The sequence below is a fragment of the Niallia circulans NBRC 13626 genome, from assembly GCF_001591585.1.
Lineage (GTDB): Bacteria > Bacillota > Bacilli > Bacillales > Cytobacillaceae > Niallia > Niallia circulans.
On the sequence record NZ_BCVE01000030.1, the window covers coordinates 1 to 23,883 of the forward strand.

A 23,883-nucleotide genomic window follows, 5' to 3' on the forward strand; every position below is an offset into this window, starting at 1 on the left:
TATTGAAAAGGAAGTCCGGATCGGCTTTTTTGTAAGCTTAGCATTTGTCCTAATTATCGCATCAGCAACTTTTTTCATGCGACATAAATTGGGAAAAAACAAGGCGGGTTGTGCAGAGTAAATCAGATTTAAATTTATATAACAGAATAAAACAAGGAAAAGTCAACGTTTAAGCTTTGACTTTTCCTTCTACACTGTCATTGATTCCGTTTGGAATATACCTTTTTTATACTATCACTAAGTTTTTGAACCGTTTTAGCATATGGTGTCTCTTTTACCTCTTGCATTAGGGACATTAATGTACTTTCCATTAAAAAATATCTTGGGTATTTGATCTCTACCTCTTCTTCGATAAATGTTAACAATTGTTCTATTTTCTCTTGACTAGATAGCAATTCTTTATCTTTTTTTAAATCTGCTTTAAACGCATAAAGCATACAAAGAATTTCCTTCTTTCCCACATCATCATCGTTCATGGATTGAAGTGCAATCCAATTATAAAGCGTATCTGGTTTTATAAGGACTTCATTAGATTTAGATAAATGGTTAACCATATCAAGCACCCGATTTACACAGTATTGAACAATTTGATGTATATTTGCGTGGTCTTGATAGATTAATGAATGTACAAAAATACTAGAATGAATCATTCCCATTAACATGATAGAGCAATCTAATAAATACGTTTTATTTTGTGCACCACATACATCAACTAATCGATTATAAATCCAGCTAAGCTCATGTATTCTTCTATTTTTAATATAATTTTTTAATTCTTCATCCTTTGTAAAAAGAATTTCTTCAAATAAAGAAATGATTTTATATTGGTTATTTGTTCGAATCAACATTTCAATTTGTTTGATAAACAGGGTGCTATCTGTTTCGTCTTGACCCATTAGTAATTGTTTTCTTTGCCATTCCAATTCCGTATAAATATTTTTAAAAATTGAAATTAACAATTCATTTTTACTGGAAAAGTAATTATAAAATGTACCTTTTGAAATATTACTTGCAGTTAATATATCTTGGATTGATGTCTGCTGAAATCCTTTTTCAATAAATAATTCATGTGCTTTATCCATTACTTGCTTTTTACGTTTATTCATTTAACCACCTTGAATATAAATTTAGACTACCGGTTCAATTTATATACTAGGTCATTTAGAACAGATTTACAATCATCCCAATAAAAAAGTAATGGTAGATTATTGTAATAGCAAGGTTTCAGCTAAAGAAAAAAAGTAGAATTATTAAGTAATTATTTTTTACTTAGGGATTCTAAACATTTTTATTGCATTATTTATACTACAGGTATATTATTATTTAAGCTTAGATCCAATGGATAAAAAGAACGTAAAGTTCATAGGGAGGAATTGTTTTAATGAACACAAATGCAACATCGAATGAAAAAAAACCGCCATATGGCATTATCGTTATTTTAATGGCAGGTGCCTTTGTCGCATTTTTAAATTCAACGCTTTTAAATATCGCTTTACCATCTATTAGTGCGGATTTCAAAATTGATCCTTCTGTTGGCCAATGGCTAATAACTGGATATATGCTTGTAAATGGAATTATGATTCCAACATCTGCCTTTTTAATTCAAAAATACTCAACAAGAAGATTGTTTATAATAGCAATGTCCTTATTTACAATCGGTACATTAATGGCTGGCATGGCTCATTCTTTCCCAGTACTATTGCTTTCGAGAATGATACAGGCTTCTGGATCATCCATTATGATGCCAGTTTTAATGAACTTCTTACTTACCAGCTTTCCTGTTGAAAAACGTGGAAGTGCTATGGGTGTTTTTGGTCTAATCATGACTTTTGCTCCTGCAATCGGCCCTACATTATCAGGGTATATTGTTGAACATTATGAATGGAGAATGTTGTTCTATGTTGTTTCACCAATTGCTATTATTGTGTTAATATCAGCGATTTTTAAAATTAAAGACAAAAAGGAAAAAGTAGATATTCATATCGATCTTTTATCTGTCATATTGTCTAGTTTAGGTTTCGGCGGATTACTATATGGATTCAGCTCTGCCGGTACAAAAGGCTGGAGTAATATTCATGTTTATGGAACTTTGATTATTGGTGCAATAGCCCTTATTTTCTTTGTTCTTCGTCAATTAAAAATGACTACTCCAATGCTAGAGTTCCGAATCTTTAAGTATCCGTTATTCTCCTTATCAGCAGTAATTACTGTTGTGGTAAACATTGCACTATTCTCTGCGATGTTGTTAATGCCAATGTACATTCAAACCGTGAGAGGCATTTCACCATTCCACTCTGGTCTCTTATTATTGCCTGGTGCTATTATTATGGGGATTATGTCTCCTATTACAGGAAGACTTTTTGATAAATATGGAGCAAGAACACTTGCCTTAGTTGGTTTAACATTGACTGCCATTACAACATATATGTTTAGTCAATTATCCATGACCACTACGACAACTACACTTGTTCTTATCTATTCCTTGCGTATGTTTGGTATGTCCATGGTTATGATGCCGATTATGACGAATGGTTTAAATGAATTACCATCTCGAATGAATCCTCATGGGACAGCTTTAAATAATACATTGTCTCAAGTTTCTGGGGCGATTGGTTCTGCAGTTATGATTACAATCATGTCACAACGTACCAAAACACATGGTGAGGAACTAGCAGCTAATGCAATGCAGCAAATGAGTAATACAACCACTCAGCCAACTCCTGAAGCAATTGCCACTATGAAGGAACAGCTGGGAATGCAGGCAATGCTGGAAGGAATTAATGATGCTTTCCTTATTTCTGTCGGAATTGTCATTGTAGCACTTGTTCTTGCAGCATTTGTAAAGCGGGCTGTTCCGCCAAAAGATACAGAGCAACAAACTAGTCCAGCGAAAATGAAAGAAGCAGTTGAATAAACTTACTTACAGTCAGCGTCAATCGCTGGCTGTTTTTGTATAAAAAAACAAGGATGTTCCTTTAATGGACATCCTTGTTTATGATCATTGCTTTGTTTATTCAGCACTTACTAAAATCTTTACTTGATTTTTTTCAGAAATCAGTGATTGGAAACCTTCCTCGATCACTTCATCTAATTTAATCTTTTTAGTCACCAATTTGTCTGCGGAAAAGTAGCCTTTTCGCATTAAATTCAACACACTTGGAAATACATCTCGATAACCAATAATTCCCTTAATAGTACGTTCTTTAATAACGATATCATTAGGAAGAATTTCCGCTCCTTTTTCCCAAATACTTACAATAACAGTTTCACCAGAAATAGTAGTGGATTGAATGGCTTGTCTTAGAACTACTGGAACGCCAGTTACTTCAAAGGAGACATCTACTCCACCATTTGTGCGGCGAACAAGTTCTGCAACAACATCTTCATAATTAGCTGGATTTACAACGATTGCACCAAGTTCTTCTGCTTTTGCCTGGCGTTCAGGAGAAAGCTCAACTGCATAAATATCTGTCGCCCCTGCTGCTTTTAAAGCTTCTATTACTAACAATCCAATTGGACCACAGCCAAAAACTGCTGCCGTATCCCCTGCCTGTATTTTACTTGATCTTACTGCGTATAAAGCAACAGCAGAAGGTTCTACTAATGCGCCTTGCTCATAGGATAACTCATCCGGCAATTTATGCAGTAATTCTGTATCAACAGAAACATATTCAGAGAAACCTCCTCCGCCTCCTGCTAAACCAAGAAATCCCATATTCTCATCTAAGTTATAAGCGCCTTGGTGACCATGTGTAGCAAAAATAGGTTCCACCACCACACGATCTCCCACTTGATAGTCGGTTACGCCTGCTCCAATTTCTACTATTTCTCCAGAAAATTCATGTCCTAATGTTACAGGAGCCACTTCATTTGTTAAAGGATGTGGCTGATCCACAGGTATAAAGATAGGACCTCCTAAATATTCGTGTAAATCACTCCCGCAAATTCCACACCACTTTACTTTAAGTTTTACCTTTCCTGGTGCTACTTGCGGTTCTTCTATATTTTCTAAGCGAATATCTTTTTGGTTATGCCATCTTAATGCTTTCATTTTTAACAAACATCCCCTTTGACCTTAATAGGTTTATAGCCGTATCCTTTTATTTTGAGCAACTTGTTATTTAAGGCCTTAAAAAACTTAAGTTTCAGAAACAATTTAATTATAGTACTTATATGATTAATTTAAAATTATATTATAATTAACTATAGTTAACGATTACTTAACTATATTCTTCTTTTTAAGAAAGGAACTACTTATGAATATAGAACAATTAAAATATATAGTAGAAATCTCCCATTCCAGCTCTTTAAAGACAGCTGCAACTAAGTTAAATATTTCTTTACCTGCCCTTAGTCAGTCTGTAACAAAACTAGAGAAAGAGTTGAACATTGAAATTTTTCATCGCTCTAGAAAGGGGACCTATCCAACTGAGGAAGGAAAAATACTCATCCAAAAAGCTACTGGTGTACTAGAGAAATTCCAAGAGTTTTTAGACGAAGCTGAAAGCTTTGCCCATATCCTAAAAGGTGAGTTAAAAATTGCCACCTTTCCTGGACCGCTGGATTTATTAGCTGATCAAATTACTTTATACAAAAAAGAGTTCCCTTACATAAAGGCATCTATTGAGGAAGATAACTCACAGCATATAATTGAAAAAGTAAAAAAAGAGGAAATAGATATTGGTTTCATTATTTATACCGAGGAGGATATCAAGAAAAACAGCAGCTTGCATTTCCATAAACTATATGATGGATGCATGGTTGTAGCAGTAAATAAAGACTCTCCTTTAGCAAACAATGAAAATATTACAGAGGAAATGTTAATAAACCAGCCTATTATTTTGTATAATGATCATTCTATTTTAGAATTCGTGCAAAACTTAGATATTGTCGATGATGACATGGAAATATTATTTACAACCAACAATGTGGAAACTATTCGGTATGCCTTAGAAAGAAATACGGCCATTAACATTGGCTATGATTATGCATTTAAAACAATAACTGGGTTAGCAAACAATGATAGCTATGTAACTCTGCCTTTCGTTGATACCATAATAAATTCCTATTACTTCGGATATATTTATCCAATAGATAAAGGTATTTCTAAGGTAGCTAAAGAGTTCTTAAATAGGCTGACATAAAGTTAGCCTATTGCCAGCTGCATTATTTACTATTCCTTCTAATGCCAGAATCTTTCCCTATATGAAAAAGATTCTGGAACATCTTATAAAGACCGAACCCAAACATAATTCCTACGGCATTTAATATAACATCATCAATATCCGTACTTCTCCCTATAAATAATTGAATTATTTCTATCAAAAGAGGAATACAGATAGCTATCCAAAATATGGAGGAAAACGTTCTAAATGCTTTCCATAATAATGGGAGAAAAATACCAAAAGGGACAAAAATAAGAATATTCCCTAATAGATTGAGCAGTGACACTTCATTCCAATTACTTACTTGATCATTTTCTAGGGCAAAATAAGAAATAATCGTGGCAAAAGGGATAAGATTAATGCTTCTTAGTCCCTCAGACCATTGAATATAAAGTTGCTGCTTACCTTCCTCAACTGTTATATACCAATGGGGAATAATAGTCTGGGATGCTACCCCTATGCAGAACATCACAAACAGGAAGAGGAGAGTTTCTTTCATCCAAACTATTGGTTGTGTTTTATATTTAACAGATAAATATCGACTTATCAGATAAATCGGTGCTCCAATCAATATGTAAATAACCATTGACTCAAGATACATTCTAATCATATCGTGCTCCCAAATATTATTGAAAGTTTTTTCTGCGCATAATACTTAAAATAAGACCAATTAATAAAGCATTAATAACGGTTGAAACAAGACCATAGCTTATGAATGGCAAGGATAATGAAATAACCGGTAGAAATCCTACGCACATTCCTAGATTATAAACAACTTGAACACTATACAGCGTAATAGATCCTATTAATAGAAATTTCGCATATGGATTCTTTATTTTTTTGACATTGCCAATCATCTTCAGAATAAGTGCTCCAAATAATAATACAAGAAACACAGCCAACATATATCCAAATTGATAGGTGAGTTGCAGAAAAACTGTGTCTGTATTATTAATAAAAGTTAACACTTCCATATCTGGTGAACCAACCCATTTTAAATCAGCCCACATTTTTTGTCGATATAAATAAAAATAACCAGCTTCTTCGGCATATCTTTCAGGAAATAGAAATGCCATTAGTCTATTTAATTGATAACTTCCTCTTGTAAGAAAAAGAAGCCATAAAAGAAGAATTGTTCCTATTCCATATGTAATAAAGACTTTCCGTTTAGAAAAGCTGCTCCAAAATAGCATGATTGCGACTGTAAAAATATAAATAAAAACAGTAGAAATACTATCAAATCCGAAGAGAAATAAGACACATGAAAAGAAAAATAAACACAAGAAAGAAACATATGTAAATTCTTTCTTACTAAAAAAGGAAGCCCAAGCTAATAAAAAAAAGGGGATGGCCATTATGCCTTGGAGTATAATTGGTCCAATTTTTATATAGTTCGCTCCATTAATCATATGATTGCTAAAGAAAATAATGGATATCAATAACGACGATCCTATTGCATAAAATAAAAATCCAAAATTAGCAAATTTGCGATAGTCCACATACATAAAGCCAATGACTATTACAATCCCCAAGCAAGTCATTAATAACTTAAGAATGATAAAATGATGAGAAGAAGATAACGTTGGCAAAATCCCTATCATTAACAGACTCACTGTTAAGGTAACAATAGCCCAATCAATCGTCGGACGGTAGATTTCACTTAATTCTCGTCCTAATTGGGAAGGACTTCCCATTTCATTAATTGCTTTTTCTTCTGCTTCACTTTCTGACAACCCTTTTTTTATCCATCCTTTTTTTGCAAGTTGAATATGATACTCCATTTCTAATTTAATCGATTCCTTTGCTTCTTTCGATTTCACTTGCTCTGTCACTTTATCTAAAAATAAATGTTTATTATTCATTTACGTACACCCAATCTATCAGTTCTCTAATATTTTTGCTGCGTCCCCCTTCTGCTTCCAACTTTTTTTCGAGCTTTTTTCCTTTGCGATCTATTTGGTAATATTTAACCTTGTTATTGTCCCACTCTGAAGCAATTATATTTCTCTGTTCCAATCGATGCAGAAAAGTATAGATAAATCCTTCTTGATTCTCAAACTTTTGAAAGCCGCGAGCACGTAACAACTCTGTTAATTCAAAACCAGTTTTTCTAGTATGAAGTAATTGCAAAGCTGCTAAAAGAATTTCCTCTTCCTTATTCTTTATTTGAATTTTTTTCATAATTTCTTTGCGATGCTCAGCAGTAAATGAAAGATGATTAAAATAAGTCTTTTTCAAACCAGCTTGTAGTTTTTTTAGTCGTTTTTCCATTTTTCTTCATCTCCAATCATTTTTAATAATTGCTTTGCTCTTCTTAATCGGGTTTTGATCGTATTTTCATTAACCCCTATTATCCTGGCAATCTCCTTTATCGTTAATTCTTCAAAGTAAAAGAGGAAGATAATTTCTCGATACAGAATAGGTAAACTCATCACAGCCTGCACAAGCCATTGTTCTTCCTCTTTTTGAACAATGGCTTGTGCAATATTTTCTTTACTGTCTTCTCCATAAATATATTCGTCATCCACTTTTATGACATTTTTTGTATACCAGCTTTTCAAATAGTCTTTACAGTGGTTAATAGCAATTCTCCAAAGCCATGTTCGAAAACTAGATTTTCCTTTATACTTATGGATGGAATAATATACTTTCACAAAAATATCTTGTGTTAATTCTTCTGCGACCGCTTCATTTTTGACATATGAAAAGACTAAATGTAATAGCTCTTGTCCATATGTAATCATAATTTCATCAAATATTTCTTCTTTATTGTCTATTTCTTTCCAGCATGCTGACAATTCTTCCAAAACAATAAACCTCCTTACCTAACAATTAGACGACACACAGGAGAAAAAGGTTTGGATAAATTCGTGTAAATCAATCTCATTATTAAAATAAAGCCTTTAAAAGAAAAACACCTTCCTAATTAGTTATAAAAATAGCCATTAGGAAAGTGTTATATTAGAAAATGATCAGATTATAAAGCAAACGTCCGAAGCTGGAAATCTCCCATACATTATACCTTTTATACTCCTCATAGTGGTTTCACTGTATTTAACTTTCTTTTTTTCGTTTCAAATTGTTTGAACATCACCTGATAAATGAACGCACTTATTATCGCTAATATAGCAATAATGAAGAATGTCCATTCAAATCCGAACCAGGCACTCATCGGAATGGATAATGGAGCAATCATTTTTGAAAAAGTGAACCGCAGACTTGCTGCAGCAAAATATTTACCACGCTGATCCTCTGGAGCAATCTCAGAAATAAAACTTTGTTGAATTCCTGCTGTCATCAATTCTGCAAAACTAAATAAGAGCATCGCGAACATTAACCCCCAAATTAAACTAGTTTGGCTAAACATGATAACTGCGATCGCATATATAAAGGAGGAAATAATAAAAACATTCTTCTCTTTAAATTTAGACATCCATCTTGTAACAATTATGGTAAATAAGGCTACGACCAATCCATTTTCTGCTAGTATTAATCCAAAAGCTTGTGTACTTTGAATTTCTAGAGACCAATTGCCAAGAGAAAATAAGTTTTGCGTAGCAACCATTTCATCTACATATACTGGTAATAATAAATCTAGCTGCATAAAGGTTTGCCCTATTAATACTCCCGCTAAAATAAACAGTAAAAACGTTCGGTCCCTTACTATCACCTGATAGTCTTTTAACTGTGCCCCAAGCGCCATAGCCCAATTCTTTTTCTTATCATCTAGTTCTTTATATGGCGGAGCTGTTTCAGCAATCCAAGTTTTTAAAACTATACTCAATATAATATTTAATAGTCCAGCTGCTAAAAGGAGGAAAAAACGATAATCTTTATAAAAGAATCCGCCAAGAATCGGACCAATTACTACTGCAATATTGGTAGAAGTATAAAAAATAGCAAAAACACTGCTTCTGTCTTTTTCGTTTACTACATCAGCTACCATCGCTTGGCTTGCTGGCCAATAAATACTAGTAAACAAGCTGATAACAGTGAAACAGATAAAACTAATAGCTGGGGAATCAAGCCACGGAGAGCTAGCAAAAGCAAAGATTAAATAGGCAATTCCTTGGGCAAGACTTGATATTACCATCATTTTCTTTCTACCGAATTTATCAGCATAATAGCCGCCAAGCAAATTAGCAACAACAGAAAAGGCTTGAGAAAGTATTAATAAGAATCCTGCAATTGATTTCCCAAAGGATTCTGTAAAGTATATTGCTAAAAATGGAAAAAACATCCAAAATGTTACATTAACAGTTGATTCACCAGCAAGACGAATCTTTAAATTCCGATCCCAATCTCTAAGTCGCATCGTCATGATAGTTGTCACTCTCTTTCTATTTATTTCCCCTATCATACCTTGATATTTCGGTTTAGGAAAGACTTTCTTCTCTATTATAATGATGTCTCTATATCCTTTTAAATAGATTTTATATTAGTTAGTCTATGGATAAGAGACATGTTTTCAATCCTTTCCTCTTTTTATCGATTATCTAAAACTACTTTTATCTTCCTTAAACTTTTTGTAAACCTGTAACCATGTTTGCGCCATTAGCATATTACCAGCAGAATTCATATGTACTCCATCTGTCGTTAATACTTGATGATTTTGTTTTTGTAAATATTCCATAAATACTTGATGTGTAGGCACAACTACTGCAGCATACTTGGCTGCTATATGATGAATGACTGATACATAATCTTTTAAAAGAATATTGCCTTCTGCTTCAATCGCTTCCTCAATTACGGTTGGCTCCATCAAAAAAATACTAGCATTTGTTTCCTTTTTTACTTTTTCTAATAAACGATTGTAAATAGTGCTAAATTTAGCTGGAGTAACCTGTTCTAGTTGAGGCTGGTCTAACTGTCTCCATACATCATTAATTCCAATTGATATAGAGACTAGATCTGGACGTAAGGAGAGGACATCTGCTTCCCAGCGTTGTTCTAAATCAGTGATTCTATTTCCATTTATCCCTTTATTAACAATACTTGGCAATGCTTCTGGTTGATTAATAGTAAAGTAGTCTTTAATATAACGAACATACCCATAACCAATGCCTTCCCTATCCTCCATTTTTCCCGCATGTGTAATACTATCTCCTATAAATACGAATCGTTGATTTGCCACCATCTCAATTATCCCTCCATAGAACGTTTTCATTTATACAATAGCATGTATTTCTTTCGCAAAGCAACCTTCCATTTCTTCCCATACAAAAAGCCTCAATCGGAAATTAAAAAACTCCAAGAGAGGCTGTAAGAAATTCAATTATTGTTGTGCCTGGACAATTTTTTCTAAATTACGTTCCATTACTTTAATATAATCCATTCCACTTTCTTCATCTTCTTTGCTTAACGCTTCTAAGGTGCTTAGTACTTCTGTTCTTGCCCCAATTTCAGTGGCAAGCGTATCTGCAACTTTTTGCGAAGCCGTTTCTTCAAAATAAATAACGCTAATATCATGTTCTTTTGCAAAATCTTTTAATTCAGCTAATCTTTGTGCATTTGGCTCTTGTTCTGGTGATATCCCAGAGATTGGTACTTGAGTTAGTCCATATTCACTTGCTAAATATCCAAATGCGGCATGTTGTGTAATCATTTCTTTTTTCGCTACTTTGCTTAGTTCATCCTGATATTTTTGGTCAAGTGCAGTTAATTTCGCAATATATTTTTCACTGTTCTTTTGATATGTTTCTTTATTGTCTGGATCCGCTTTAATCATGCTCTCTGTAATTGTTTCTACTTCTTTAATCGCTAGTGCTGGACTTAACCAGACATGGGGATCTTTCTCATGACTATGCTCATGCTCTGCTTCTTCACTTTCATGGTCATGGTCAGCTTCTTCCCCATTATGCTCGTGCTCTCCTTCTTCGCCTTCATGATCATGCTCATCTGTTATTCCCTCTTTTAATGTTATACCTTTACTTGCTTCAACAAACACTGTTTCTTTATTATCAACAGCAGATTTAATTGTATCTACAAAACTTTCCATATATATACTATTAAAAATAAATAAATCTGAAGTTTGCACATTGGCGATATCTTTTGGTGTTGGCTCCCATCCATGTGGTTCTTGATTCGAAGGAATAAGTAAGTTTACATCTGCCTTGTCACCAGCTATATTTTTGGTAAACTCATACATAGGATAAAAGGTAGTCATGATCTTCAGTTTCTCTTTATTTGCCCCGTTGGAAGCATTATTTTCTCCTTTGCCACATGCAGCTATCACCAATATTGCAAGTAACATAATAGTTACTAATGTAAATTTTTTCCCCATTTTTATCACCCTGCCTTTTATTTACTTTCTTTATGCATTTCTTTTAATATTAAACAATATAAGCTCCATTCGATCTGGATTATTCTGTTCTCCTTAATTTTAAATTTTAATTGCGATCTCTGTTTCTGTAAAAACTAGTGTTTTTTTACTCTCATAATGACCAAACCTTTGTTTGTTCATACCCAAGATATAATATAGCCCTGTAAGATCAAAGTTTAAATTATGTATCAAAACAATGGATATCGCATTTGTTCAAAAACTTCTATTCTCACTTTGCCTTACACCTATCCACCGAGCAACCTGAATGTCACTTATTCTCTCAACATGTTTTTTACCACCTGCCGGCGATTCATGCACGTCAAGGATTTACTAGGATTATATAAATTCCATTCCAAACAAACCGAAACTATTACGATTTATAAAATTACATTAAGATTAAAAGATTATTCCATCGACTTTCTTATATTAACCGTAACGATTACGATTTGTAAAGTGTTTTTTTATTTTTTATCCTAACTATTTAAAGAACCTGTAAATTGATTTTAAAAGAAAAAAGGCTATACTAACCCATAATTTGGAAGTAATATAGCCTTTCTTAAATACATCTACTGCTATTATTAGCTTTATTTGGTTTCTACCGTCGATTTAAAGTAAACACGTTCTTTTTTCTTTCCTGATTCATACACGGCACAAATCATTTTTTGGGTTTTTAGCGCTTCTTCCCCCGTGACATCTAAAGGAATTCCTGTTGCTAACGAATCGTAAAAATTATTGATTTGCTTTACATGACTTACTCCCCAATACCCTTTTACTCCATTTTCATAATGAAACGTTTCTTGCGGATTATTATCTGCGATGAATTCTCTTCCATCCATTAATCGAACAGTTGCCCGGTCAGCTACCATTTTGGCGATTCCCTTTTCACAATGCAGCTCAATTTCAACTGGCGCGTCATACGTATAATAATTTATAGCATGAAATGCAGTAACAATGCCATTCTTATATGCTATAACTCCTTCAGCTGCATCTTCCACCTCAATAATTTCATGTGCACGATTACTTATTGATGCATCTACATAGTTAATGTCGGCATTCACAAACCATCTCATCAAATCCATTGTATGAATTGCTTGATCAATTATAACTCCGCCACCTTCTTTCTCCCATGTCCCTTTCCAATCACTTTTTTGATAATACTCATCAGAACGGTCCCATGTAACAGATAGTTTTCCTGATTTGATTTTGCCAAGTTCTCCATTATCCAACATTTTCTTTATGAGCTGGGAGCCAGGATTATAACGATTTTGAAAAATTACACCAAGGGTAACCTTATTTTCCTTCGCTGTTTCCACCATTTCAACAGCATCATCATAATGAATAGACATTGGTTTTTCTGTTAATATATGAATCTGTTTTTTCGCAGCTTCAATTGTCACTGGTGCATGCAAATGATGTGGCAGACAAATATGCAACACATCTAAACTTTCCTGTTCAAACATTTCCTTATAGTCTGTATAAGCGGCACAGCCATAAATTTTGGCTTTTTCTTCTGCTCGTTCAGGCTTTAAATCACAAACTGCTACTAACTCTGCATCCTCTCTTGAGACAATTGATTGGGCGTGCATAGGAAAAATATTACCACAACCAATAATCGCTACCTTTAATTTGGACATGTTTCTCTCCCCCGTTTCCACTATTTAATGAATGTCTATTTATTCAAGTATTTCTTTATACTTAATAAACCTAAACCCACCACATTTGAGAAGGAACATCTTCAATTAAAACGGATTTCAAATTAGTAACCGCTCTTGTTAATCCTTCCCTAATAGACATAATTGGATCCTCATGTTCAATGCTGACAACATAATCGTACCCATATGTTCTTAAAGCACTCATCATATCTGACCATTCACTTACACTATGTCCACATCCAACGGAACGAAATGTCCAGGCCCTTGTCTGAACTTCACCGTATGGCTGCATATCTGTTAAGCCATACATATTAACATTATCCTGGTCAATATACGTATCTTTTGCATGAAAATGATGAATGGCTTTTTCCTTTGCTAAAATTTTAATCGCAGCAACCGGATTAATACCTTGCCACCATAAATGACTTGGATCCAAGTTTGCGCCAATCGCATCACAAGTTTCCTCTCGTAATTTTAATAAAGTATATGGAGTATGCACTAGGAATCCGCCGTGCAGCTCTAATCCAATCTTCACACCACTTTCTTTTGCAATATGCCCTACTTCTTTCCAATAAGGGATTAACTTTTCTTCCCATTGCCATTTTTTCACATCAGAATATTCATTTGGCCATGGCGTAACTGGCCAGTTTGGATATTTCGCACCATCATGATCCCCGGCCGTTCCTGAAAAACAGTTTACAACCGGAACATTCATCAAGGATGCTAGTTTGATTGTTTTAATCAATGTCTCATGCGATTCCTTTGCAAATGCTTCTTCTGGAGAGATTGGATTTCCATGACAACTGAATGCACTTATGATTAAATCACGTTCTGTCACCTTTTTTAGATATTCTTTTCTCTTTTCTTCTGATTCTAATAATTCATCTACATTACAATGATTGTTTCCAGGATAGCCGCCGGTACCTATTTCAACTGCTTGAATACCAGCCTCTTTTACTGCATCAAGCATTTCTTCAAATGATTTGTCTGCAAATAATACGGTAAACACGCCTAATTTCATGAGAGCTCCTCTCCATTCCTTCTAATTTTCCTATATTCTTTCCTTCTATATGCCTATATTTTGGTAATAGTCTTCGATGCTTGTGATTCCAAGGCTGCAAGAATGATCGCCAAAGATTTTTTTCCTTCTTCTCCGCTAATAAGCGGCTCTTTATCTTCTAAAATACATTCCACAAAATGATCTATAACACCAGTCTTATTTTGTCCACCATCATTATTTGATTGAATTCTGCCTAATTCATAATTTACTTTTTCCCCATTGGTATATTGGATAATTAACGAATAGTTTGGATCATCTTCTAGACGAATGACGGCTTTTTCTGCATAAATAACAGTTGAATTATCTTCTTTTCCACGATAAGCCCAGCTCGCAGTCAACGTTCCAATAATGCCGCTATCTGTTTTTAATATACAAACAGCATTATCATCTACAGTAGAGAAGTCTTTTGCATTTGTTTCTACAAATGCTCCTACCTCTGTAAATTCCTCTCCTAATACAAATCTTAATAAATCTGCTTTATGAACACCTAAATCTCCCATAGCACCAATAAATGCTTCTTCTTTTTTAAAGAACCAGCTCTCTTTACCATCAACACTCCAGCCTTCTGGACCACCATGACCAAATGTTGTGCGGAAGCTGTACACTTTACCAATTTCTCCGCTTTTAATTAATTGATGTGCTTTTTGATGGGATGCAACAAAACGCTGGTTATGTCCAATCATCAATTTTTTCCCACTTTTTTTAGCAGCTTGTATCATTTGCTCAGCCTCTTCTTTTGATGTTGCCATTGGCTTTTCACAAAGAACATGTTTGCCAGCATTCAAAGCATCAATAGAAATAGGGGCATGAAGATAGTTTGGTGTACACACACTAACCGCATCTAACCCATCCATTTTTAATAATTTTTTATAATCGGTAAATGCTTGCGCTTGATATTTTTCCGCAATTTCAGCTGCTCTTTCCTCATTGATGTCACAGACGGCTACCAATTCCACTTGTTTATTCAACAGATATTCAGGAATATGACGATGCTGTGCGATACTTCCACATCCAATTACGCCTACTTTTAATGAAACCATTATATTTTCCCCCTCTATATTATTTATCTGAAATTGTCTCTAAAGGCTGGGCGTTGCCATAAACAGGCTTCTCTCTTTTCACTGGTGCTGCCCACTTTACTGCATTAATAATAACTTGCTGAATTTCTTGATGGTGATAGGTTGGATACGTTTCATGTCCTGGTCTAAAATAAAACACTTTTCCATTCCCTCTTGCATACGTACAACCGCTTCGGAATACCTCTCCACCTTCAAACCAGCTTGTGAAGATCAATTCATCTGGTGCTGGTATATCGAAATGTTCGCCATACATTTCTTCCTTTTCTAATTCGATATATTCATTAATTCCTTCCACAATTGGATGATTAGGTGCTACTACCCATAAGCGTTCGCGATCATCTGCTTCTCGCCATTTTAAATTACAGGTTGTGCCCATTAATGCTTTAAAAATTTTCGAAAAATGACCGGAATGTAAAACAATTAACCCCATCCCATCTAAAACACGCTGTTTTACTTTTAACACAATTTCATCTTCTACCTCGTGATGTGCTAAATGTCCCCACCATACTAATACGTCTGTATTATTCAAAACTTCCTCCGTTAATCCATGGTCTGGTTCATCTAATGTTGCAGTATGTGTTTCATAACCTTCTTTCTCCAAAAACGCAGCAATCGCACCATGAATGCCATTTGGATATATTTCTGCTACGGTTGGATTTTTCTTTTCATGCCGGTTTTCATTCCAAATTGTAATCATTATGTAGCCACTCCTTCTCCCTTACAATATGATGGCTTCATTATATGAAATGTAAGCGTATAAAAAAAATGCTTAATCTTGTCATTTTTTTATGCAATTATGTCATTTACTTGCTTGCTTTTTGCTAAAATAGAAAAGAGCACCTAACCATATAGTCTCGTCGAATAGGAGGGGAACAAAAAGTGGAAAGGGAGACAAAGCACACCTTTAATCAACCAGTAAATGAAAAAGTAGTTTATCAAAACCCTCTATTGTCTTTAAAAGTGTGGGAGATAAATGATGAGAGGGAAGATGTAATGACTCCAGTTGATGATTACCCTTGGCATTACCATAAAGAAGTAGAATTACTTGCCATGATTGATGGAGATTTGGCGGTACAAACAAAAGAAAGGTATCTATCGATTACTTCAGGGGACGTTCTTATTATGGGAGCTTCACAACCACACAGAACAAGTAAAGTGAAGAAAGGCAAATTGCGTTATATTGTCTTACAAATTGATCTACATAAACACTTTGACCAAAGTATCCTTCCTTATTTCTATTGTTTTTCAGAATTAACACATCCATTAGACAAGATAAATTACATATTTGAAGATAATAAGGAAATAAAACAAGAAGTACATTCCTTAATAAATGAGATTCATAGAGAAAGTCAAACGAAAGAAAAGGGCTATGAGATAGCTATCAATTATTCCATCAAACGACTTCTTCTTTTATGTGTACGAAACGATACTAAAAATATGCTCCAATATTCAGAAGAACAAGACCTTGCCAAACTTAAACCTGTTTTAGATTATATTGACAGCCATTTAGAAGAAAGAATACTTGTCGAAGATGTCAGTAAGCTACTGAATTTCAGCTATCATTATTTTATCAAGTACTTTAAAAAAGTAATGGGATTGTCGTTTGTAGATTATATAAATATAAAGCGAATAAAAAAAGCTGAATTATTACTTTTAACAACTGACAAAAGTATATTAGAAATAAGCTATGAAGTCGGCATAACAAATATGGCGCAATTCTACAAACTGTTTAAAAGAGAAAATCAATGCTCGCCTAAAGCCTTTAAAAATAGAATGTTAAATGCAAGCGCCTTATAATATATAATAAAACCCGCCACCTAGTGCACCAGCACTTTTTTCTCCGTAAAAATTATTCTGAACCATTATACACCTCCATATATTTACTGTATGGAGGCGTACTATTTACAAAGGAAAGGGTGCAAAAAATTGAACGAAAATCATGTATTATTAATCATCGGCGGGGACTCTAGACAGCTCGAAGTAATCCGCCTTCTTGCACCAAAGCTAAACAAAATTTATTTGATCGGTTTCGAAGATGCTTCTGTTTCTTATAAAAATGTGCGGAAAATAAATTGGCAAACAGCTCCACTTCATGAAGTGGATACTATTCTACTTCCCATTCCGGGCATTCAAGAAGATGGAATTGCTGAATCGATATTTTCTAAAGAAAAGATTGTTCTAACAAAAGAGTTGATTATTAAAACAAAATCTAATTGTACTATATATTCCGGTATTATCACTCCTTATTTAAAACAATTGGCTGCAGAAACAAATCGAAACTTGGTTGCTCTTTTTGCAAGAAATGATGTGGCTATCCATAATTCTATCCCAACTGCAGAGGGAGCGCTAATGCTCGCCATCAAGCATACGGATATTACAATACATAATGCCCAAGTGCTAGTACTCGGTTTTGGCAGAGTCGGTAAGACTGTGGCTCGTCTATTTTCTGCTGTCGGTGCAAAAGTAACTGTTTTAGTTCGAAAAAAAGAGGATGAGGCAAGAGTGATAGAAATGAGGTTAGCTGCAATTTTTGAATCTTCACTAGAATCAGAAATACCTCTTCAGCAGATTGTTATCAATACGGTTCCAACACTGCTTTTAACATCTAAGCTTATAAAGAATTTATCGAGCAATGCTTTAATTATTGATTTAGCCAGCAAACCAGGGGGAACCGATTTTGCAGCTGCCAAGGAACACAATATCCAAACCCTTTGGGCCCTTGGTTTACCGGCAAAAGTTGCACCAAAGACGGCTGGTACAATAATTGGCAAAACACTGCTGGAATTGCTAAAAATAAATTAAGGTACAACTTTCAGGGGATAGTTAATAGCTATCTCCTTTTTTATGAAAATTTCAGCATTAATCGTTTTACAATTTTATACAAAAGTGATATCATAATTATATCAAATTGAAATTATAGGAGTGATTTAGTTGAAAGAAAAAAATGCGTTTCATTTTAATGGATTTATTGGCGTTTTACTTATTGCCATATCCCTTTTTCTCGGTGTCTATTTTCTTGTGCAGGAAATTCCAGGTGCTGCCATTCCCTTCTTCCTTATAGCTGTTCTTCTAGGCAGTGGGATAACAATTATTCAACCTAATCAGGCTGTTGTTGTAACCTTTTTTGGAAAATATCTTGGTACGATTCGCAGCAGTGGATTATTTTTAACCATCCCTCTTACTTTACGAAAAACTATTTCCTTACGCGTGCGTAATTTCAATAGTAAACGTTTAAAAGTAAATGATGTTGATGGAAATCCAATTGAAATTGCTGCCGTTATTGTTTTTAAAGTTATTGATTCTGCAAAAGCCATTTTTGATGTAGATAATTACGAAGAATTTGTTGAAATCCAAAGTGAAACAGCTATCCGCCATGTTGCAACAAAATACCCATATGATACATTTGAAAATGTAGAACTAACTTTAAGGGGAAATGCAGAGGAAGTCTCCAATGAACTTACGACCGAATTACAAGCTCGTCTAGACCTCGCAGGAGTGGAAGTAATTGAAGCTAGATTAACTCATTTAGCTTATTCTACTGAAATTGCCCAAGCGATGTTACAGCGTCAGCAAGCCTCCGCTATCATTTCTGCTCGTCAGAAAATCGTCGAAGGAGCAGTTGGAATGGCACAAATGGCCATTAATCAACTGGAACAGGATAAAATCATTGAATTAGATGATGAAAGAAAGGTACAATTAGTAAATAATTTACTAGTAGCGATTGTTTCTGAAAATCCTACGACTCCTGTAATTAATACAGGTACTTTATATTAATGAGTGGTATAAATGACGAAGAAAAAAAGCTTTCCATTACGCATTGATCCAGAGCTATACGAAGTCCTGCAAAAATGGGCTGCGGATGATTTTCGCAGTATAAATAGTCATATTGAGTATTTACTTCGTGAAGCTGCCAAAAAAGCCAAGCGGTATCCAAAACAAAAAGAAAATTGATTTACATGAAAAAAAGAGGCCCAAATAATGGCCTCCTTTTTTAATGGATTAACTTAACAATTCTCTTAAGTCCTCTTCTGTTAGAGAAGAAATTACTTTATCATCTGAATCGATAATTTCATCTACTAAAGTCTTTTTCTTTTCCTGCAATTCATATATCTTCTCTTCAATTGTGCCTTTAGAGAAGAGCTTAATTACATCCACTACATTCTCCTGTCCTATGCGGTGAGCACGATCCGCCGCTTGTTCTTCGACCGCTGGATTCCACCAAGTATCATACAAAATAACAGTATCTGCAGTCATTAAATTAAGGCCTGTTCCCCCTGCTTTTAAGCTTATTAAAAAATAATCTCGCTCTCCTAAATTGTAGCGATGACATAATTCCACTCTCTCATCTGAAGGAGTGCTCCCATCTAAATAAAAATAGGCTAATCCCTTTTTTGCTAATTCTTGGCCAATTATTTCAAGCATACTTGTAAATTGAGAAAAAATCAGCACCCTGCGATTAGATCGCTGTGCTTCCTCAATTAGTTCCATTAGATGATTTAGTTTAGCAGACTTTCCATGATAATTGTCAACAAATAGGGCTGGATGACAGCATATTTGCCGCAGTCTCGTTAATCCAGCAAGAATTCTAATTTTATTTTTTCGAAGGGTTTCTTTGTTTAAATGCTTTAAGGCATCATGTCTTAATTTCGCGAGATAGGCTGCATACAATCTTTTCTGTTCTGGTAATAATTCCACTATTTCGCTCCATTCCCTTTTCTCAGGAAGTTCGGCCAATACATCCTCTTTTAAGCGGCGCAGCATAAATGGTCTTATTTTTTTCGCAATTTGTTTATTGGTTAAATTCGCATATTCCTTCAGGCCTTTGAATAATTCAGGAAATACAATATGGAAGATAGCCCAAAGTTCTTCAATGGAATTCTCAAGTGGAGTGCCGGTTAAAGCAAAGCGATTAACTGCTTTTAGTTTCTTCACTGTTTTTGCTGTTTGTGATAGTGGATTTTTAAAATACTGTGCTTCATCAAAAAACACTGTATGGAAAACTTGCTGTTCATACCATGAAATATCCTGTCTAACTAATGGATATGACGTTATGATTACATCGATGTTTTCTAAATCCTTTTGCAGCGCAGCTCTTTCCTTTTTAGCTCCATCAAGTATAAGGCACTGAATTTTCGGAGCAAATTTCATGATTTCTCTTTGCCAGTTGTATAATAAAGAAGAAGGACATACAACTAACACCGGTTGTTTCGCTTTTCTCATCACAGGCAATTCAGATTGAATAAAGGCAATACTTTGCAATGTTTTTCCTAATCCCATATCATCCGCTAAAATGCCGCCAAATTGATATTGCGCTAATGTTTTCAGCCATTTATAGCCATCTATTTGATACGATTTCAAGACATTGTTTAAATCCGCAGGAACTTTAATATTTAGCTTTTCTGGATGCAAGAAGGAATCAAACAGCTGCTGATACGATTCATCTAAAGCAAAGATTTTTCGATCTTCTTCTATAAAAGATAAGCTTTCTAAAAGTGTCAGCTCAAACCCACTTATAAAGTCCTTGTCCTTTATTTGCGGAGATTGAAGATACCTTTGCACTTCCTCCATCTCCCTTGTTTGCAGAGCAAAAAGAGAGCCATCTTGCAAGCGATAGTATTTCCGCTTTTCTTCCAAAGCAGCTAACAAGCCTTTGATTTCTCGCTCTGGAAAACCTTCCATCTCAAATTTAAATTCAAGCCAGTTAATACGGTCTTTTTTTAATTTCACCGTAAACCTTGGCCATGTTTTTTCCTTGAAAATTCGATTTCTAATAGCTGTTGTTGCGTAAACTTTTACAAGCTTTTGCAGTTTTGGTAATACATAATATAAAAAGTCAAACTCCAATTCCTCGTTATAAAGCATATAACCACTATCTGTTTTCGCAAATGAACTGCTATCCATTAACTCTATAATTTGTTCTTCTTTCTTCCAATCTCTAAGTAGCACTGCTTCTACTTCTTTGTTCCGTTCTTGAACTGGATTGATGACAATATGATCATAGCGAAATTCTACGCTTGCCAGCAATCGATTGTTTACTCTATCTAAATAAAGCTCAGCTTGCAGGGGAGTCTTACCCATTTTTTTGGAAAGCTCTCTCTCTAATTGAACCTCCCCAAATTTTTTTAAGCTTGGGGCTATCTTTTCTAAAAAGAAATCCAATTGATTGAGTGCAATAGGAATAAAGCTCTTGCCCACTTTTTCCATCATTTTCTTTATCTCAATAAGTCTTTTAAAGTCTTCTGCTTCCAATTGCCGCACATTTCCCTCTACCAGAACAGCATAATATTGATGCAGGAACTGAATGGATTCCATTCCATGTACATTTAATTGATAGCTTCCAGTTTCATGCTGATATAAATGAAATCTTAAAGGCAGGACTTCATTTGAAACATTTAAGGGCACCATAGTCCCTTTATTCGGATCATAATAACCTAATTCCTTCCAATGAGAACGAAGAGGAATCCAAGAGGAAGGGGGAATTAACAAAATACTGTCTCCCCATATATTACTTACTCCCTGGTGATGATTCAAAAATATCCTTTCATCCTCTATTACTTTTCCTAACTCTTGTAGAATTGCTTCACTTTCTTCCTTTACACAATGAAGCTTTGGATTAAATTCTAATTCTGAACTAAATGAATAAGCTTTTCCACTCTTTATTCTTTCTAAAAACAAGCGAATATCTTTTATTGGATGGGATAATAGCTGAATTTCTATTCCAAACAGATTGGTTTCCGAGTCGATTGGAATGACTTTTAGCATAAATTCAACTGGAATCACTTCTCGCTTTTCAAAATGGCGCTGCTTTTTTGTTGATAGAGTTTCACTCTGATTAAATAATGCAAAAAAATCTCCCGATACATCCATGTTTTTTTCAACGGTAGTGGAAGGAGCTTTTCCGTTCATTTGAAATTTTTTTATTTCCACTAATACAGCTGCAATATGCTGACATTCTTTTTGAAAAGAAGCTAGTTTCGGACAAGAACATGTTGCTTTTATTTCTTCCCCTTCGATTGCAACCATTACCGCAAAATCTTCAGATGCTTGAACGAAAGCTTCACAATAATTATCTCTATATTCTTTAAAAATCACCTTATGATTTTTCGAGAATGCTTCCCCTCTTTTTAAAGAAACAGGACCACACATTTCCAAAATCATTTTTCGTGTAATGACAGTATTCAACAATTTATTCTCCTTCTATCAAAATCCAGTTTCGCACAATTATCCTCTTTCACTTTACTACTTTTTTTAAAACATTTCTATTGTCTTGTTACGGTAAAATTATGTAGCTCCCTCTCAGTAATGGAATTTTATTATTCCTATATTCATAAGCCCTGTCACATCTTCTCTTTTATAAGAAAAGTGGACAAACCACCCTTTTAGGAGTTTGTCCACTTTTTTATTAACAAGGATGTTCTTCTTATAAACTATTAGACACAAGTAATTGAACCGTGGATTGAAGTTTTTCCATCAAAGCTTCCGGAGCTGTTAAATAGAGAATCCCATTCCCTTCTAAACTTGGTTTATTTCCTAATGGAATCGTTCTCTTAATTAATTGGGCATACAATTCTGGCTCTGTTAAATTTCTTTCAAAAGCTTTATTACTGATTATTTTAACTAATGCTAAAGCCCCACTCACATGAGGGGCAGCCATAGATGTTCCTGTTAATTTAGCATATTTTCCATCTAAAAAGGTAGACAAAATTTCCTCGCCAGGTGCTACTAAATCAACTTCTCGATTAGAATTAGAAAAGCGAGAGCTATTTCTCTGTAAATCTACTGCTCCTACACTAATTACCTCATTGTAAGCAGCTGGATAACCTAATTCTTCTGTTGAATCTAAACCATCACCTTCATTTCCAGCTGCACAAACGACTAAAATTTGCGCTTCAACTGCCTTTTTCACTGCCTCATGCAATTCTTTCACATCTTCTGGTCCGCCAAGACTCATGGAGATAATATCTGCTCCCTGCTCAATTGCATAATAAATTCCATTTATAATCCATTCATACTGCCCTAAGCCTTGTCCATTTAAAACTTTTACAATTAAAAGGGATATTTCTGGTGCTACTCCCGTTAATCCATCTTCTTTTCCTGATGCTCCAATTGTTCCAGCTACATGTGTTCCATGACCGTTATAATCCATATATATAGCTGGATCGCCATTATCATCATCGGTAAAGTTTTTTCCACCAATGATTCGCTCTTGTAAATCTGGATGATTGATATCACAGCCAGTATCTAATATGGCAACTGTAATCCCTTTTCCCTTTGTTTTATTCCATAACTCAGGTGCCTGAATTAGCTCAATTCCTTTTGGAACTGCTGCAGAAACGTCCATTACTTCTTTCACTTGATAAGGAATTACTCTGCATTCTTTTTTCATAAACAGCCTCCTAATATAATAGAATGGATATCACTAAAATAATTTTAACAATTCTGAATTATTAAAGTAAGAGGCTTAAGACTCAATTTAGGAACATCTGTTCTATTTAACTAGTTCTATTAAATTATTTATATTTTTTTAAATGTAGTGGATAATTTCTAATTTTTCTATAAGAGGAGGTAAGTGCTTTTTCTAATGCAATTCAAAAAAAAACCAAAC

21 protein-coding genes are annotated in these 23,883 nt (G+C 34.5%); 6 read left to right on the top strand and 15 right to left on the bottom strand.

What is annotated here, in order from left to right; all coding sequences use genetic code 11:
- Positions 1–197 precede the first annotated feature (197 nt).
- A complete protein-coding gene (locus BCI01S_RS22695; protein WP_047942914.1) occupies positions 198–1,106 on the bottom strand; it encodes a TetR/AcrR family transcriptional regulator in 909 nt (302 codons plus the stop codon).
- A 275-nt stretch (positions 1,107–1,381) separates the two neighbouring features.
- On the opposite strand from BCI01S_RS22695, the gene BCI01S_RS22700 reads away from it, so the two are divergent.
- Positions 1,382–2,914: a DHA2 family efflux MFS transporter permease subunit gene (locus BCI01S_RS22700; RefSeq protein WP_047942913.1), complete on the top strand. Its 1,533-nt coding sequence runs from the start codon at positions 1,382–1,384 to the stop codon at positions 2,912–2,914.
- 96 nt (positions 2,915–3,010) lie between these two features.
- Here the strand turns inward: BCI01S_RS22700 and BCI01S_RS22705 are convergent, their stop codons facing one another.
- Complete coding sequence (locus BCI01S_RS22705) at positions 3,011–4,051, bottom strand: 2,3-butanediol dehydrogenase (protein ID WP_047942912.1); 1,041 nt, start codon at positions 4,049–4,051, stop codon at positions 3,011–3,013.
- 205 nt (positions 4,052–4,256) lie between these two features.
- On the opposite strand from BCI01S_RS22705, the gene BCI01S_RS22710 reads away from it, so the two are divergent.
- On the top strand, positions 4,257–5,144 hold the full coding sequence (locus BCI01S_RS22710) for a LysR family transcriptional regulator (RefSeq protein ID WP_047942911.1): 888 nt from the start codon (positions 4,257–4,259) through the stop codon (positions 5,142–5,144).
- Between the two features lie 22 nt (positions 5,145–5,166).
- Here the strand turns inward: BCI01S_RS22710 and BCI01S_RS22715 are convergent, their stop codons facing one another.
- The 11 genes from BCI01S_RS22715 to BCI01S_RS22765 form a co-directional block, all read right to left on the bottom strand.
- The gene (locus tag BCI01S_RS22715) at positions 5,167–5,775 is read right to left on the bottom strand and encodes a VanZ family protein (RefSeq protein WP_047942910.1); all 609 of its coding nucleotides are present in this window, start codon (positions 5,773–5,775) and stop codon (positions 5,167–5,169) included.
- Between the two features lie 16 nt (positions 5,776–5,791).
- Positions 5,792–7,027, bottom strand: a complete 1,236-nt coding sequence (locus BCI01S_RS22720; protein ID WP_047942909.1) for an FtsW/RodA/SpoVE family cell cycle protein — start codon at positions 7,025–7,027, stop codon at positions 5,792–5,794.
- On the bottom strand, positions 7,020–7,436 hold the full coding sequence (locus BCI01S_RS22725) for a PadR family transcriptional regulator (RefSeq protein WP_047942908.1): 417 nt from the start codon (positions 7,434–7,436) through the stop codon (positions 7,020–7,022). Before BCI01S_RS22725 ends, BCI01S_RS22720 begins: the two co-directional genes overlap by 8 nt.
- The gene (locus tag BCI01S_RS22730; protein ID WP_061801176.1) at positions 7,421–7,972 is read right to left on the bottom strand and encodes a sigma-70 family RNA polymerase sigma factor; all 552 of its coding nucleotides are present in this window, start codon (positions 7,970–7,972) and stop codon (positions 7,421–7,423) included. Before BCI01S_RS22730 ends, BCI01S_RS22725 begins: the two co-directional genes overlap by 16 nt.
- Before the next feature lie 227 nt (positions 7,973–8,199).
- A complete protein-coding gene (locus BCI01S_RS22735) occupies positions 8,200–9,480 on the bottom strand; it encodes an MDR family MFS transporter (protein ID WP_047943007.1) in 1,281 nt (426 codons plus the stop codon).
- Positions 9,481–9,657: 177 nt separating this feature from the next.
- Complete coding sequence (locus BCI01S_RS22740) at positions 9,658–10,302, bottom strand: SGNH/GDSL hydrolase family protein (RefSeq protein ID WP_047942906.1); 645 nt, start codon at positions 10,300–10,302, stop codon at positions 9,658–9,660.
- Between the two features lie 138 nt (positions 10,303–10,440).
- Positions 10,441–11,448: a metal ABC transporter substrate-binding protein gene (locus tag BCI01S_RS22745; RefSeq protein WP_047942905.1), complete on the bottom strand. Its 1,008-nt coding sequence runs from the start codon at positions 11,446–11,448 to the stop codon at positions 10,441–10,443.
- A 623-nt stretch (positions 11,449–12,071) separates the two neighbouring features.
- Positions 12,072–13,121: a Gfo/Idh/MocA family protein gene (locus BCI01S_RS22750; RefSeq protein ID WP_061801177.1), complete on the bottom strand. Its 1,050-nt coding sequence runs from the start codon at positions 13,119–13,121 to the stop codon at positions 12,072–12,074.
- A gap of 70 nt (positions 13,122–13,191) precedes the next feature.
- Positions 13,192–14,160: a sugar phosphate isomerase/epimerase family protein gene (locus tag BCI01S_RS22755; protein WP_047942903.1), complete on the bottom strand. Its 969-nt coding sequence runs from the start codon at positions 14,158–14,160 to the stop codon at positions 13,192–13,194.
- A 53-nt stretch (positions 14,161–14,213) separates the two neighbouring features.
- Positions 14,214–15,239 carry a Gfo/Idh/MocA family protein gene (locus tag BCI01S_RS22760; protein ID WP_047942902.1) on the bottom strand — a complete coding sequence of 342 codons (1,026 nt, stop codon included), beginning with the start codon at positions 15,237–15,239 and terminating at the stop codon, positions 14,214–14,216.
- A 19-nt stretch (positions 15,240–15,258) separates the two neighbouring features.
- On the bottom strand, positions 15,259–15,975 hold the full coding sequence (locus tag BCI01S_RS22765; protein ID WP_047942901.1) for a ThuA domain-containing protein: 717 nt from the start codon (positions 15,973–15,975) through the stop codon (positions 15,259–15,261).
- A gap of 182 nt (positions 15,976–16,157) precedes the next feature.
- On the opposite strand from BCI01S_RS22765, the gene BCI01S_RS22770 reads away from it, so the two are divergent.
- The 4 genes from BCI01S_RS22770 (at position 16,158) to BCI01S_RS25005 (ending at position 19,229) form a co-directional block, all read left to right on the top strand.
- A complete protein-coding gene (locus BCI01S_RS22770; RefSeq protein ID WP_047942900.1) occupies positions 16,158–17,075 on the top strand; it encodes a helix-turn-helix domain-containing protein in 918 nt (305 codons plus the stop codon).
- Between the two features lie 129 nt (positions 17,076–17,204).
- A complete protein-coding gene (dpsA, locus tag BCI01S_RS22775; RefSeq protein WP_235844560.1) occupies positions 17,205–18,080 on the top strand; it encodes a dipicolinate synthase subunit DpsA in 876 nt (291 codons plus the stop codon).
- A 129-nt stretch (positions 18,081–18,209) separates the two neighbouring features.
- The gene (locus tag BCI01S_RS22780) at positions 18,210–19,052 is read left to right on the top strand and encodes an SPFH domain-containing protein (RefSeq protein WP_047942898.1); all 843 of its coding nucleotides are present in this window, start codon (positions 18,210–18,212) and stop codon (positions 19,050–19,052) included.
- Between the two features lie 12 nt (positions 19,053–19,064).
- Positions 19,065–19,229 carry a type II toxin-antitoxin system antitoxin gene (locus BCI01S_RS25005; RefSeq protein ID WP_047942897.1) on the top strand — a complete coding sequence of 55 codons (165 nt, stop codon included), beginning with the start codon at positions 19,065–19,067 and terminating at the stop codon, positions 19,227–19,229.
- Between the two features lie 48 nt (positions 19,230–19,277).
- Here BCI01S_RS25005 and BCI01S_RS22785 read toward each other — a convergent pair whose 3' ends face one another.
- Both BCI01S_RS22785 and BCI01S_RS22790 read right to left on the bottom strand, forming a co-directional pair.
- Positions 19,278–22,460 carry a DEAD/DEAH box helicase gene (locus tag BCI01S_RS22785; RefSeq protein WP_061801178.1) on the bottom strand — a complete coding sequence of 1,061 codons (3,183 nt, stop codon included), beginning with the start codon at positions 22,458–22,460 and terminating at the stop codon, positions 19,278–19,280.
- Between the two features lie 238 nt (positions 22,461–22,698).
- Positions 22,699–23,664: a S8 family peptidase gene (locus BCI01S_RS22790; RefSeq protein WP_061801179.1), complete on the bottom strand. Its 966-nt coding sequence runs from the start codon at positions 23,662–23,664 to the stop codon at positions 22,699–22,701.
- Positions 23,665–23,883: the final 219 nt, after the last annotated feature.